This window comes from Pseudarthrobacter lactosi, from assembly GCF_055412785.1.
Genome location: NZ_JBVAYS010000006.1, coordinates 1 through 13,704 on the forward strand (window position 1 = coordinate 1; position 13,704 = coordinate 13,704).

Here is a 13,704-nt window from a genome sequence, read left to right on the forward strand (position 1 = left end):
CGTCATCCTGGCCAAAACGGTCAAGGGCTACGGACTCGGACCCCACTTCGAGGGCCGCAACGCGACCCACCAGATGAAAAAGCTCACCCTCGATGACCTGAAGAAGTTCCGCGACTACCTCCGCATCCCCATCACGGACGAACAACTCGACGAGGACCTCTACCGTCCCCCGTACTACCACCCCGGCATGGACTCCCCCGAAATCCAGTACCTCATGGAACGCCGCCGCGCCCTGGGCGGTTTCGTCCCCGAACGCCGGCCCGACCACATTCCGGTAGAGCTGCCGGAACCCAAGACCTATGAGGTAGCCAAGCGCGGTTCCGGGAAGCAGCAGGCCGCCACCACCATGACCTTCGTGCGCCTGCTGAAGGACCTGCTCAGGGATAAGAAGTTCGGACACCGTATTGTCCCGATCGTTCCGGATGAGTCCCGGACCTTCGGCATGGATGCGTTCTTCCCCACGGCCAAGATCTACAACCCGGACGGCCAGGCCTACCTGTCCGTGGACCGGGACCTGGTCCTGGCCTACAAGGAATCGGCGCAGGGCCAGCTGATCCACCCCGGCATCAACGAAGCAGGCGCCGTCGCAGCCTTCACTGCCGCCGGCACCGCCTACGCCACCCACGGCGTACCGCTGATCCCGGTATACGTGTTCTACTCCATGTTCGGCTTCCAGCGCACCGGCGACGCCTTCTGGGCCGCGGCGGACCAGATGACCCGCGGCTTCATCATCGGCGCCACCGCCGGCCGCACCACCCTGACCGGCGAAGGCCTCCAGCACGCCGACGGCCACTCCCCGATCCTCGCCTCAACCAACCCGGCCGTGCTCACGTACGACCCCGCCTACGGGTACGAGATGGGCCACATCATCCGGGACGGCATCGAGCGCATGTACGGGCCGGCCGCAAGCGGCGATGGAACCGGACCTGCATCGGACAAGAACCTGATGTACTACATCACGGTCTACAACGAGCCCATCTCCCAGCCGGCCGAACCTGAGAACCTCGACGTCAACGGTGTGCTGAAAGGCATCTACCGGGTGTCGGCGTCGGGTCTTGAAGGGCCCAGAAGCCAGATCCTGGCCTCCGGGGTCTCCGTCCCCTGGGCTCTCGATGCCCAGCGGATCCTCGCCGAGGACTGGGGCGTCTCCGCCGACGTCTGGTCCGTCACGTCCTGGAACGAACTGCGCCGCGACGGGCTCGCAGCGGAGGAAGAGGCGTTCCTGAACCCGGGCGTGCCCGCCCGTGTTCCGTTTGTCGCGCAGCAGCTCGCGGATGCGCAGGGGCCGGTAGTGGCGGTGACCGACTACATGAAGGCTGTCCCGGACCAGATCCGCCAGTTCCTCCCTCACCAGTTCGCTTCGCTCGGTGCCGATGGTTTCGGCTTCTCCGACACCCGTGCAGCTGCCCGACGCTTCTTCAAGAACGACACCCACTCGATTGTGGTGAAGACCTTGCAGCTGCTGGCTTCGCGCGGCGAGGTGGACGGCGGCGTGCCCGCCTACGCGATGGACCGCTACAAGCTCCTGGACGTCAACGCCGGGACCACCGGGGGCGCCGGAGGCGACGCCTGACCTCCTTCGTCGAGACAACAGATGACGGCAGTGTTCTCCAGGAACACTGCCGTCATCTGTTGTCTGGCTGGATAGGCTGGGGCGATGGCTGACCTTGACACCCAACGCACGACGGCGGTGCTGCTTGCCGCCGGCTCCGGGACGCGGCTGGGGCTCGGGCCCAAGGCGTTGCTCGGGTTCCGCGGCCGGACGCTCGTTGAAGTGCTGGCAGACGTGCTGCTCGCGGGCGGCTGCCGGGAAGTGGTGGCTGTGCTCGGGGCGGACGCGGAAAAGGTCCGCGCCGCCACCGATCTGAGCCGGCACCGGGTCATCGACAACCCGGACTGGGCCGGCGGAATGGGAAGTTCGTTCCGGGCGGGAGTTGCCGCAGCAGCACCGGGGGACCATGTGCTGATCGCGCTGGTGGACCAGCCCGGCCTGACCGCAGAAACTGTCGCCAGGTTGCTGGTATCCCACCGGCCTGGCGGGGTGACGGCGGCCGCCTACCGTGGCCCCGACGGAAGACTTCGGCGGGGACATCCGCTGCTCCTGGATTCCAGCCTCCGCGCTGAGGCCGCGGACACGGCAACGGGCGACGCCGGGGCCCGCCATTTCCTCCAGGGCCACTTGGAACTGATAGACCTCGTGGACTGCAGCGACCTCTCCGGCGGCGAAGACCTCGACACCCCCGAACAGCTGCACCTCCTCAATTAGCGGTGCGGCCTCGTTGGCACCGCCCGCCCGGCCTGCGACTCGAGGGGTTATGACAGTGTCTGCCTAGATGATAGGGACCCGCCTTGGCTTGAAATCTCGGCCCGGACTGGTGCGTACTGCACCCTGACCTCACTGCATGCCAGTTCCGGCACACGCTCCGCTTCGACGGTAAGCGCGCGGACGACCCTGAGCGCTGGTGGAACGGCCTGCTCTACAGCCGATGGCAGATGTTAGTCGTGCCAAAGCGGGGCCGCAGCCTCGAGTTCCTCCAGTGCAGGTATGACCCTGGCGAATTTAGAGTACTGCCTACGCATGCAGGTTCTGGGTGGTGCTCCTAAGGTCGTTGAATAGGGTGACACTCCGTGGATCGGCTGGGCCCGGGGCCACAAGGTGGGAGCAGATCAGACTCCGATCTGCTCCTCCGAGCGGCTGTCACCTTCCTGCCCTGTAAAGACACCTGCAGGCCCGGTTCACTCGCGAGGAAAAAATGACGAACCTAGCCCCTCCTCAGACACTCGGCCGAGCACCGGTCTTCTTCGACGCCACCGGAAAACGCTGGCAGAGGATCCTGAACCTCCTGCTTGCCGCGATGCTGATGGTCCCCCTGGGAGGCAGCTATGCCGCGTAGTACAGCCCACGCTGCCACGACGCCGGAAACCAAGGCGTTCCGCGTCGGGATCCGCAACAGCATGAAGCCCTCATCCGAAAAAAGCTTCTTTAATTACGCTACCGTCGCGCCCATGAGCCGGACCGCCTATGAAGCCGCCCGCACCTTCATGGATGATTTTTATCAGTACGGGCCGCCGGAAGTGCTTCATCGTTACGACTTGCTGGCAGACAACATGGCCGCCGAAGCTGCCCGACTAATCAATTGCGCGTCTGAGGAAATCACTTATCTGAAAAATACGACCGAGGGCATTATTATAGCGAGCGAAGCGCTGCCGCTGCGGTGCGGCGATGAGGTGCTGGTACTCGGCAATGAATATCCGGCCAACCTGCTGCCCTGGTTGCGTAAGCGCCATGACGGCGTGACGGTCAAGGTAATAACGGGCAGTGACAATGAAGCCGCGTTCCGACGTTTGCTCGAGAGCATCGGCCCCCAGACCAAGGCTATAAGTATGTCCTCAGCACAACGCTACGACGGATTTATGCCGAACCTAGCCTTACTCTCGGGACGGTGCCGTGACCTGGGCATCTTCCTGGTGATCGACGCCGTCCAGCACATCGGGGCACGTACGATCGATTTAGCCAAGACACCGGTAGACATACTCGTGTGCGGTGGCCAGAAGTATCTACGTGCCGGCATGGGCATCGGCTTCATGTACGTCAGCCGGAGCGTCATGCCCGCCCTGCGTGACAGCAGGGTCGGCATCCGCAGCATGGAGCATTTCGACGAGGACTCCTACGTCCTTAAAAATACGGCCGCCCGCTTCCAAGATGGTACCCAGAACATTACGGGACTGGCGGCGCTGCACGCGGCGCTCCGGGAAATCAATACCATCGGCATGGACGCCATCGAACAAAAAAACCTTGCGATCCTGGAGGGGATCAAGGCTATTCTGCGAGAATACAAGATTGATTTCATCGATTACGGCGCATGTCAGAGCAACATCGTCTCTATGCGTACCGCTGATCCGTCCGCACTAGTCAACTTTTTGATGGAACGGGGCGTCTATATCAAGGCTGTCCAGGACGTTACCCGGGTTTCATTCATCCATGAATCCAAACTGGAAGATATCGAAGTCCTGGCCCGGCATATGCGTGAATTCCTAAACGGTGGCAGAAACTGCGTTCGCGGAGCCGCTCGGGGAAAGCCAGAGCCGGCAGAGGGCCGGGTTGGGGCGAACGGGCTTAGGCTTTCTTCTCCCCTACCGACCATTTGACCTCGGGCAAGATGATGGACGGATCGATGTCGTCTTTGTAGCGGCTAACAAACTCCAGCATGTTGGCCATTTCTGCCTGAAGCCGGGCTTCCATGTTGGTGTTGGTGGCCTTGATGGCCTCATGTATTTCCATCTGAGGCTCCAGCTTGCCGGTCGGCTCCTGGCGGGGGTTCTTGAGGTAATTGATGTTGGCCGACGGATTGATCTCTGCGAGCCTTTGGGCGATTTCGCCAATGCTCAAGCGGTGGGTGTAATTATGCACGATCATATGCTCACCGGGCTTAACGTCGAGGTCGGCTAACTTGAGGAAGTTTTCGGCCGTATCAGTCAGGCTGATCAAGCCGGTCTTCTGGGTGCCGTCACCATAGACTGTCAGAGGGTGGCCGATGACCATCTGGCAGATGAAGCGGTTGATGACCGTGCCGAAGACAGCGTCGTAATTAAACCGGGCCGCTAGGCCACTGCACTCCGTCGAATGGTTTTCCGGAATCGTTGCGCCAAAGATGGTGGCCTGCTGGACCGTAATGACCTTGAGGCCCCACATTTTGGAGCAGAGGTCATCGATGAGGAAGTCGGTAATCTTTGACTGATGGTAGAAGTCGGTTGCCTGCATGGGAATGAAGCTCTGCAGGATCCTGTGCTGCTCGCCGCGATGCTCAAAAGTAAAGTCGTTCTTACCAAGCGGGACATAGTCGGTGTCGGTAGCCATGTAGCAGCCGCCGGAGCCAACCTTGATGTATGTCGTCGCTTTGCTCAGGTGGGCGATGGCCCACAGCACGTTGAGGTGGCCGGCAATATTATTTGAGAACGTCGCGGCGGCGTTCTTGGCGCTGCTCATGGAGAACGGCGCGGAGGGCTGCTGGGCCGCGTTAATTACGACGGTCGGACGATACTTGGCAACAACCTGCTCAACAGCCTTGGAATCCAGGAGTTCGACTTTCTCAAACGACAGGTTCCGTTTACCGAAGATCCGCTCGTATTCGGCTACGCGGCGCTTGGGACTCTGCAGAGGCACCAGGACTTTTGCCCCTGCCTCCTTTTCCCAACGTCGCTTGACGAGGTTATCCACCAAGACGACCCGCCGGCCCGTGCGGTTGGCCATAGCCAGTCCCAGCGTCCAGCCCAGGTATCCGTCGCCGCCGAGAATCATGACGGTATTGCCGTTCAACTCATTCATAGTTTCAGCGCCCATGTAAGAATTTTTGGATTACGAAATGCCTGGCAGGTTTTGTGAATCTAGAACAAGCACTCGTAAAAGTCAATGAAATGGCAAGGCGTAAGGAAATCACGAAGAAAGTACGCAGCCGCTTATGCGAAGTCATCGAAGAATGGCAAGGGATTGGTTCTGGACGAGCTGGTCGCCGTCACGGGGTAGTCCTGGGCTAACGCCCGTCGGGGACTGTCAACAGCTACGGCGCCAACGAGCTGCTCCCGGCAGCTCGCCGCCGCTAGGATTTTCGTCCCCCGCGCACGGAACCCCACCCCTATCAGGGGCGGGGTTCCTCGCGTTGCGGACTGCGGTGGTCCGGGGACCGGAAATTACTTCCCGCCACCAGTGTCAGACGACCCGTCAGGTATGGCAGCGGCGTGGGTGGGCCGCCTCATGTGGAATTCGGGGATCTCCTCCGGGTTCGGGCCGCCACGGAATTTGGGCGACGGCGACTGGCCGCCGCTGATCCGCTCAAGCTCCTGGTCCTCGAAGTCGTCTTCGACACCGAGCATGATGGCGGAATCGTGGTTGGTGATTTCGCCGCGGAAGGCCCGGACCATAACGCTGCGGTCGAACTGGCCCTCCCATTTGGAGACTACAAAAGTGGCGACGCAGTTGCCGAGCAGGTTGACCACCACCCGCATGGAGTCCATCAGGCGGTCGGCACCGAGCAGCAGGGCCACGCCGGCAACCGGGAAGATTCCCAGGGCGGCAGCGGTGGCGGACAGCGCCAGGAACGAGGACCCGGGCACACCGGCCATGCCCTTGGAGGTCAGGAGCAGGACGCCGAGCGCCGCAAGCTGCTGGCCGAGGTCAAGGTTGTGGCCGAAGGCCTGCGCCAGGAAAAGCAGGGAGATGGACAGGTAGATCGCGGCGCCGTCGAGGTTGAACGAGTAGCCGGTGGGAACCACCAGGCCGGTGGTGGCACGCGAGCAGCCGGCGTTGGTTAGCTTGGTCATGATGCGCGGCATCACAGCCTCGGTGGAGGCGGTGCCGAGGGCCAGCAGGAACTCCTCGCGGGTGTACTTCAGGAACTGCCAGAGCGGAACGCGGGCGAAGCTCCAGGCCACCAGGAACAGCAGGGCGATGAAGACGATTGCAGCGCCGTAGCAGGCGGCAATCAGCTTGGCGTACGTGCCGAGCGTTGCGAGTCCGTACTGGCCGATGATGAACGCCATGGCACCGAAAGCACCGATCGGCGCCACCTTCATGATCCAGGACATGATCTTGAAAATGAGCTCCAGGACGGTTTCCATAAGGCTGATGACCGGCATGCAGCGCTCGCGTCCGATGACCACGATGGCCGCGCCGAAGAACACCGAGAAGAACAGGACCTGCAGGAGGCTGTTGCTCGCGAAGGCACCGATGACGCTGGTGGGGATGATGTCCAGGATGAAGGCAGCCGCGTCCTTTGGGGGCGTGGTGCCGGTCTTCGCCGTCAGTGCGTCCTGGGAAAGAGTGCTGGGATCGATGTTCAGACCGGCACCGGGCTGGACGATGTTGCCTACGATCAGGCCGAAGACCAGCGCGAAGAGCGTGGCCCCGGTGAAGTAGAGAAGGGCTTTGACTCCGACCCTTCCGACCGCCTTGACGTCGCCGACGGCAGAAATGCCGGTGACGATCACCAGGAAAATCAGCGGCGCGATGATCATTTTGATGAGCTGGATGAAACCATCACCGAGCGGCCTCAGCTGCGAGCCAAGGTTCGGCCAGAAATGTCCGATGAGAACACCTGCCACGACGGCGATCAGAATTTGGAAGAAGAGCGACCTATACAGGGGCTTCTTCTTCTGCGGTGCCGAACTCGCCTTCAGCGCCGCGGAATCTGGGATCTTCATTGATCTGTACCTATCAATAGGGAACAGCCCCGGAGATCGGGGTCTGTTTCAAACGTAACCCCGGTCACAGAATTCCGCAAGAGGAAATTGCATTTTCACAATGCGGAAATAGCTTGAAGTTTCCGGACGTGCAAAAACCGCCACGGAAACGGACGCCCGCCACGGAAAACACAGGTGCGGACGTCCACTTCCGTAGCGGAAAGGTGTGGATTATTCTTTGTTAGCCGCGGCCGATGAACGGCATGCCGGCGGCCGTGATCACCACCGAGCCCACGCTGGCCGACGGCGGCATGCCGGCCATCAGGAGCACGGCACGCGCGGCGTCCTGCACCGGGAAGGTGGGCTCCACCCTGCGGCTGCCGTCAGCCTGCAGGGCTCCGGAGTCCACGCCGATGGTGGCCATGATGTCCGTGGCCGTGTTGCCGATGTCGATCTGGCCGCAGGTGATGCCGAAGCCCCTGCCGTCCAGCTCGATGCTTTTGGTCAGGCCCGTCATGGCGTGCTTGGTGACCGTGTAGGCCACCGTTCGCGGCCGCGGCGAATGCGCCGAAATGGACCCGTTGTTGATGATCCGGCCGCCCTGCGGATCCTGGGATTTCATGGCGCGGACGGCCGCGGCGGCGCACAGCATCGAGCCGGTCAGGTTCACCGCCAGCACCGCGTCCCAGTCGGCCACGCTGATTTCATCCACCGACGCGGCCGGGCCGAACACGCCGGCGTTGTTGAACAGGAGGTCAACCCTCCCCCACTTTCCGAGTGCCGCGGCGAAAAGGCGCTCGACGTCGTCGGGCGCTGTTACGTCGCAGGGCACCGTCAGCGCCTGGCGGTGGCCGGCCGCGGACTCCAGCAGCGGAGACTCACGGCGGCCGGCTAACACCACTCGGTACCCGTCGGCCAGCAGGAGCCGCGCCACCGCCCTGCCAATCCCGGAACCGGCACCGGTGACGACGGCGACCGGCGCCGGCCGATGGGGCTGTGCGGGCCGGTGGGTTGCAGTCATGGGGTCTTGCTCCTTGTGTTGATCGCCGGGCTGTTGATCGCCGGGCTAAAGTGCGGCGGGAACTTCCGCCGCTGTTATGGGCCAGCCTATGACCGTCTTGGGCCGCGGGGTGGCGTAGGTCCGGACCTTTGAGGTGCTCAGCCGCAGCCGGACCAGCGATTCGGCAATGGTGACAGCAGCCGCCACCCCGTCCACCACGGGGACGCCCGCACGCTTGCGGATTTCGTCATCCAGGCCGGCCATGCCGCCGCAGCCGAGGACAATGACCTCGGCCTTGTCCTCGCGGACGGCCAGCAGCGCTTGCTCGATAATGGCTTCCACAGCGCGCTCCGGCTCCTCCTCCAGTTCCAGGACGGCCATGCCGCTGGCCCGGACCGAGGCGCACCGGGCGTCGAGGCCGGCCAGCTTCAGCCGGTCCTCGATCAGCGGAACGGCACGGTCCAGGGTGGTGACCACGGAGTACTTGTGGCCCAGGAACATCGCCGTGCTCGCGGCCGCCTCGGTGATGTCCACTACCGGAACGTCGAGGAGCTCCTGGAGCCCTTCCCTGCCGTGCTCGCCGTAGCCGGCCTGGATGACAGCGTCGAAGGGTTCCGGATAGCTGACCACGGCGTCCATCACGGCGATGGCCGCGAGGTAACTCTCAAAGTTTCCCTCGCAGGAGTCCGCGCCGAAGCGGGGAGTGATTCCCACGATCTCCGTATCCGGAAGCGCGGCCTGCCGCGCTTGCGCCGCGATCGAATCGGTCATGGACTGTGTGGTGTTGACGTTGGCCACAAGGATGCGCATGGTGCTTTCCTCTTTCGGGACGGGTATTTCGGAACAAAAACGTCAGTGGGTCGTACGTCAGCTGGCGGGTGGGTCAGTGGGTGCTGGCGACGGCGATTGACTCACCGTCGACGTCGTCGAGCCGCTGGGCGCGATCCGAGATGACGTAGTAGACCACGGCGGCGATGCCGGCCGCGACGAACCACGCGAACGGGGCGGCGGCTTCCAGCGCCGGAACGAAGGCGATCAGGAGTGCGATGGCCGCGGCAGGCACCATGGCGATGATGGCCCGGGGGTTGAAGCCCTTCTTGTAGTAATAGGCACCCGCCGGGTCCTCGGAGTAGAGCTCAAGCACGTTGACCTTGCCGCGGCGCAGCAGCCAGTAATCGGCCATTACCACGCCGAACAGCGGGCCGAGCAGCGCACCGAGTCCGCCCAGGAAGTACACGATCACCAGCGGGTTGTTGTAGAGGTTCCACGGCAGGATGATGAGGCCGATGGTGCCGCTGACCCAGGCCGCCTTGCGGAAGTTCAGGTGCTTCGGGAAGAGGTTGGTCAGGGCGTAGACGGGGGCCACAAAGTTGGCCATCAGGTTCACGGCAATGGTGAGGATCAGCAGCGCGAGGCAGGCCAGGACAAGGAACAGTGTGTTCGGGATGGTCTGGACGATGTCCGACGGGCTCTGGATGACCGTGCCGTTGATCTTGAACTGTCCACCGGCCATGACCACCACGATCGCACCGAACAGGAGCATGTTGATGGGGATGCCCCAGAAGTTACCGCGCACCACGGCCTTCTTGGAGACGGCGGAACGGGTGAAGTCGCAGAAGTTCAGGACGAACGTTCCGTAAATGGCAACCCACAGGGCACCGCCGGCGAAGATGGTGCGCCACATGTCGGCGCCTTCGAGCGCGTTGTCCGAGGCCCATGCGATGGAGCCCCCTGCTTCGACGAAGATCCAGACGGCGATGGCTGCCATCGTCACCAGGATGATGGGCCCGGCGAACGCCTCATACTTGCGGATCATCTCCATGCCGAAGCTGACGATGACCAACTGGACAATCCAGAGGAACACAAACGATGCCCAGCCCAGGGTGGACAGTCCGAGGATGGAGTTGGTGTCCAGTTCCCGCAGGGAAGGAACCATGGCCACCAGCATGACGCGGAGTACCACGGATGCGAGGTAGGTCTGGATGCCGAACCAGGCCACGGCCACCGCCCCGCGCAGGAGGCTGGCGATCTGGGCGCCCCTGATGCCGAAGCTGATCCGGCTCATGACAGGGAAGGGGACTCCGGTCTTGACGCCCATAAAGCCGGAGAGGCTAAGCAGCGCAAACAGAAGGACGGCTCCGACGCCGAGGGCGAGGAGGATCTGCCAGCCGCCCAGCCCGAGGGCGAAGAGTCCGATGGCGAACGCGTAGTTTCCAAGGCTGTGGACGTCGTTGGCCCAGAGCGTGAAGATGCTGTAGCTGGTCCAGCGGCGGCCTTCGCGTTTGGTCGGGGCCAGGTCGATGTTGTACAGGGTGGGGCTGATGGTCCGGCCGGAGGCGGCGCTGGCAGCATCGCAAAGCGCGTCGACACCCATGGAGGGGTGGACGGCTTTGCCTAGGTCAACGTCCACGGCTGGCCCGGGTGTCGGATCGACGCCGGTCGACGGGGTTGTCTGCATCGTGGTCTCACTTCTTGAAGATGTCTTCCATCTGTTCCGCAGTGGGATTAATGCCGGAAACTACCGGCAGGAGCGTCATTGCAATTTCCACAATGCGGAAGATGGGTATCGAGTGGTGAAATAACGGTATGACCTGGGTCACGCATCAGTCAAGGGGTCGCCGGAACAAAGTCGGTCACAAACGGTTGCTTCGGAGGCAACGCGGGGTCAGATACGGCCCAATAGACCCCGTTCCATGGGCCATATCTGACCCCGCGTTGCACTTAGTGGGAGGGAACCAGCCCGCCTTCCTTCAGGCCCAGGTAGATCTTGTCCCGGCCGATCGGCAGCTCCGCGAACCGGACTCCCGTGGCGTTCCGGATGGCGTTGGCCAGGGCCGGCGCCACGGGATTGAACGGGCTCTCGCTCATGGATTTCGCGCCGAGCGGGCCCACCTGGTCGTTGGTGGAAGCGAAGTAGACCTCGCTGCGCGGCACGTCCGCGAAGGACGGGATGTGGTACTGCCGCAGGATGTCCGTGGTGACCCGGCCGGCGTCGTCCACCCGGACCTCCTCGTACAGTGCAGCGCCCAGCGCCTGCGCGATGCCGCCTTCGATCTGGCCGCGGCACTGCCGCGGGTTGACCACCACACCGGCGTCGGCGGCCTGCACGCTCTGCAGGATCCGCAGCTCGCCCGTGCCAGTGTTGACCGCTACCCGGAAGCCGTGGACGTTGAACGCCACCGATCGCGGGGTCCCGTCCCAGTTGCCGTCGACGGCGAGCTGCACGCCCTGGTGCCGCGCAGCGGTGTGGATGTCCGTGAGCGGAACCCGCCGCCCGGCACAGTCCACCCCGCCGTCGTCGAGCACGCATTCGTTCTCCGGAACCCCGGTCAGCGCCGCCGCAACGGTGAGGATCCGGGACGCGAGTCCGGTGGCCGCCAGGAGTGTGGCCTTGCCTGCCACCACTGTCCCGGCCGAGCCGAACGCGCCGGTATCGTGCTCCACCAGGTCGGTATCGGACTGCCGCACAGCCACTTTGGCCGCCATCGTGGACAGCGCCGTCGCAGCCAGCTGCGCGTGCACGGTAGTGGTGCCGTTGCCGAATTCGGCGGTCCCGACGTCGGCCGCGAAGGTGCCGTCCGGGAGCAGGCTCACGCGGGTATGGGCGAAGTGGCCGCGGGGCGGGACGGTGTCGATCATGGACAGCGCGGAGCCCTCGCCAGTGACCCATTCCGGGCCGAGGTCATCGAGCCCGGCATCGCGGTAGCGCTGCTTGCCTCGGTCCAGCGCGTCGCGCACCAGGGAGATGCACTGGTCCAGGCCGTAGCTGCCGTAGTGGACGTCCTCCTCGGGCTCAGGGTTGGTGGAGAGCATGTCATCGCCCTCGCGCACCATGTTCCGGCGCCGGAATTCCAGGGGATCCATCCCGATGCCGACAGCCAGCTCATCGATGGCCGACTCGATCGCGAAGATCATCTGGCTCAGCCCGTAGCCCCGGAATGCCCCGGCCGGCACGGTGTTGGTGTAGACGGCGTGCGCGTCCACTTTCTTGCTGGCGCACTTGTACACGGCCAGCGATTCGCCGCAGCCGTGGAACATGACGCCGGGCGCGTGGTTGCCGTAGGCGCCGGTGTTGGTGACGACATCCAGCTGGAGGGCGGTCAGGTAGCCGCCCTTGTTGGCGCCGGCCTTGAGCTTGATGGTGAAGGGGTGCCGGGTGGTGGCGGCGGTGAATTGCTCCGTGCGGGAGAACTCCACCTGCACCGGCCGGCGCAGGGTGAGTGCGGCGAGGGCCACGAGGTCCTCGGTGAGCACTTCCTGCTTACCGCCGAAGCCGCCGCCCACGCGACCGGCTACCACGCGGATACGTTCCTCCGGCAGGTCGAACACCCGGCCCAGAGTGCGCCGGACCAGGAACGGGACCTGGCTGGAGGTCCGGACCACGAGGCGGTCTTCGGCGTCGAGCCAGGCGATCGAGGAGTGCGTTTCCAGGGCGACGTGCTGCACGCGCTGGGTCCGGTACGTGTGCTCATGGATGAAATCGGCCGCGGCGAACCCGTCTGCCACGCTGCCCAGTTCCGAGTGCAGCTCGGCCACCACGTTCTGCCGCGGGCGCGAGATCCTGGCCTTCACGGCGTCCTTATCCCCGTGCAGGGCTGGTGCGCCGGGAAGCATGGCGTCCTGCGGGCTGAAGACGGTGTCCTGCAGTTCGTATTCCACGTGCAGGGCGCGGGCGCCGGCCTCGGCGGCACCCACCGATTCGGCCACGACGGCGGCAACCCGCTGGCCGATGAACCGCACCACGTCATCGAGGACGCGCGTGTCGTCCGGGTCGTCGGTGTAGAGCTCGTGCTGGGCCGTGGAGAAGTGCTGAGCCGGGGCGTCCTCGTGGGTGAAGACCGCGACGACGCCGGGCACCTGGAGTGCGGCCGTCCTGTCGATGGAGACGATCCGTGCGTGGGCGTGGGGTGAGCGCAGCAGCTTCAGGTGCAGCAGGCCTTCCAGCTCCTCGGCCGGGACGTCCAGCGCGTAGCGGGCGGTGCCGGTAACGACGGCGGCGCCAGCCGGGGCGGGCACATTGTCACCGAGCTGCCCGGCTTGGGTTGTTGAGGTTCGGGCCTGATCGTGCGTGTGCTTCCCCGCGGAACCGGTCCCGCACACGGCGTCCGCGATGGAACGGTAGCCGGTGCAGCGGCAGAGGTTGCCCTTGAGGCTGCGGGGCAGGTTGGCCTTCTGTTCGTCGTCGAAGGTGGCTGCTGTCATCATCATGCCGGCGGTGCAGAAGCCACACTGGAAGCCCTGTTCGGCCAGGAACTGCTCCTGCACGGGATGCAGCGCACCTCCCGCTGCACCGGACGTCCCGGCGAGGCCTTCGATGGTGGTGACGGACCTGCCCTCCGCTCGGACGGCCGGGTAAATGCAGCTGTGCACGGGGGTGCCGTCCACGTGGACGGTGCAGGCACCGCAGTCGCCGCCGTCGCAGCCCTTTTTGACGCCGAAGTTGCCCTGTTCGCGCAGGAACGTGCGCAGGCACTGGCCGGGTCGAGGTGTGGCCGGGGTGGCGGTGCCGTTGATTTCAATTGCCATGC

10 protein-coding genes are annotated in these 13,704 nt (G+C 64.1%); 4 read left to right on the forward strand and 6 right to left on the reverse strand.

Annotation, left to right across the window (positions count from 1 at the left end; translation table 11 throughout):
• From ACZY0Q_RS19090 to ACZY0Q_RS19105, 4 genes are all read left to right on the forward strand, one after another.
• The coding region (locus tag ACZY0Q_RS19090; protein WP_463919182.1) for a transketolase-like TK C-terminal-containing protein at window positions 1–1,573 on the forward strand (1,573 nt) is incomplete at its 5' end.
• A gap of 84 nt (window positions 1,574–1,657) precedes the next feature.
• Window positions 1,658–2,266 carry a nicotine blue oxidoreductase gene (gene nboR, locus ACZY0Q_RS19095; protein WP_463919184.1) on the forward strand — a complete coding sequence of 203 codons (609 nt, stop codon included), beginning with the start codon at window positions 1,658–1,660 and terminating at the stop codon, window positions 2,264–2,266.
• Between the two features lie 487 nt (window positions 2,267–2,753).
• The gene (locus tag ACZY0Q_RS19100; protein WP_463919186.1) at window positions 2,754–2,894 is read left to right on the forward strand and encodes a hypothetical protein; all 141 of its coding nucleotides are present in this window, start codon (window positions 2,754–2,756) and stop codon (window positions 2,892–2,894) included.
• A 112-nt stretch (window positions 2,895–3,006) separates the two neighbouring features.
• Window positions 3,007–4,149: an aminotransferase class V-fold PLP-dependent enzyme gene (locus tag ACZY0Q_RS19105; RefSeq protein WP_463919188.1), complete on the forward strand. Its 1,143-nt coding sequence runs from the start codon at window positions 3,007–3,009 to the stop codon at window positions 4,147–4,149.
• On the opposite strand, the gene ACZY0Q_RS19110 is transcribed toward ACZY0Q_RS19105, so the two are convergent.
• The 6 genes from ACZY0Q_RS19110 to ACZY0Q_RS19135 form a co-directional block, all read right to left on the reverse strand.
• Window positions 4,118–5,341 (reverse strand): NAD-dependent epimerase/dehydratase family protein, encoded by a 1,224-nt coding sequence (locus tag ACZY0Q_RS19110; RefSeq protein ID WP_463919189.1) that lies wholly within the window; start codon window positions 5,339–5,341, stop codon window positions 4,118–4,120. The two genes, ACZY0Q_RS19105 and ACZY0Q_RS19110, sit on opposite strands and share 32 nt — an antisense overlap.
• A 347-nt stretch (window positions 5,342–5,688) precedes the next feature.
• On the reverse strand, window positions 5,689–7,197 hold the full coding sequence (locus ACZY0Q_RS19115) for a cation:dicarboxylate symporter family transporter (protein WP_463919191.1): 1,509 nt from the start codon (window positions 7,195–7,197) through the stop codon (window positions 5,689–5,691).
• A gap of 220 nt (window positions 7,198–7,417) precedes the next feature.
• Complete coding sequence (locus ACZY0Q_RS19120; RefSeq protein WP_463919193.1) at window positions 7,418–8,197, reverse strand: SDR family oxidoreductase; 780 nt, start codon at window positions 8,195–8,197, stop codon at window positions 7,418–7,420.
• 45 nt (window positions 8,198–8,242) lie between these two features.
• On the reverse strand, window positions 8,243–8,986 hold the full coding sequence (locus ACZY0Q_RS19125; protein ID WP_463919195.1) for an aspartate/glutamate racemase family protein: 744 nt from the start codon (window positions 8,984–8,986) through the stop codon (window positions 8,243–8,245).
• Between the two features lie 73 nt (window positions 8,987–9,059).
• Window positions 9,060–10,634 (reverse strand): NCS1 family nucleobase:cation symporter-1, encoded by a 1,575-nt coding sequence (locus tag ACZY0Q_RS19130; RefSeq protein WP_463919197.1) that lies wholly within the window; start codon window positions 10,632–10,634, stop codon window positions 9,060–9,062.
• A gap of 263 nt (window positions 10,635–10,897) precedes the next feature.
• Complete coding sequence (locus ACZY0Q_RS19135; protein ID WP_463919198.1) at window positions 10,898–13,702, reverse strand: molybdopterin-dependent oxidoreductase; 2,805 nt, start codon at window positions 13,700–13,702, stop codon at window positions 10,898–10,900.
• Window positions 13,703–13,704 lie beyond the last annotated feature (2 nt).

What these genes read in the sequence shown, in the direction of transcription:
- ACZY0Q_RS19135 (WP_463919198.1), bottom strand. Translation starts at nt 13,702, where the DNA reads ATGGCAATTGAAATCAACGGCACCGCCACCCCGGCCACACCTCGACCC.
- ACZY0Q_RS19125 (WP_463919195.1), bottom strand. Translation starts at nt 8,986, where the DNA reads ATGCGCATCCTTGTGGCCAACGTCAACACCACACAGTCCATGACCGAT.
- ACZY0Q_RS19120 (WP_463919193.1), bottom strand. Translation starts at nt 8,197, where the DNA reads ATGACTGCAACCCACCGGCCCGCACAGCCCCATCGGCCGGCGCCGGTC.
- ACZY0Q_RS19110 (WP_463919189.1), bottom strand. Translation starts at nt 5,341, where the DNA reads ATGGGCGCTGAAACTATGAATGAGTTGAACGGCAATACCGTCATGATT.
- ACZY0Q_RS19100 (WP_463919186.1), top strand. Translation starts at nt 2,754, where the DNA reads ATGACGAACCTAGCCCCTCCTCAGACACTCGGCCGAGCACCGGTCTTC.
- ACZY0Q_RS19105 (WP_463919188.1), top strand. Translation starts at nt 3,007, where the DNA reads ATGAGCCGGACCGCCTATGAAGCCGCCCGCACCTTCATGGATGATTTT.
- ACZY0Q_RS19130 (WP_463919197.1), bottom strand. Translation starts at nt 10,634, where the DNA reads ATGCAGACAACCCCGTCGACCGGCGTCGATCCGACACCCGGGCCAGCC.
- nboR (WP_463919184.1), top strand. Translation starts at nt 1,658, where the DNA reads ATGGCTGACCTTGACACCCAACGCACGACGGCGGTGCTGCTTGCCGCC.
- ACZY0Q_RS19115 (WP_463919191.1), bottom strand. Translation starts at nt 7,197, where the DNA reads ATGAAGATCCCAGATTCCGCGGCGCTGAAGGCGAGTTCGGCACCGCAG.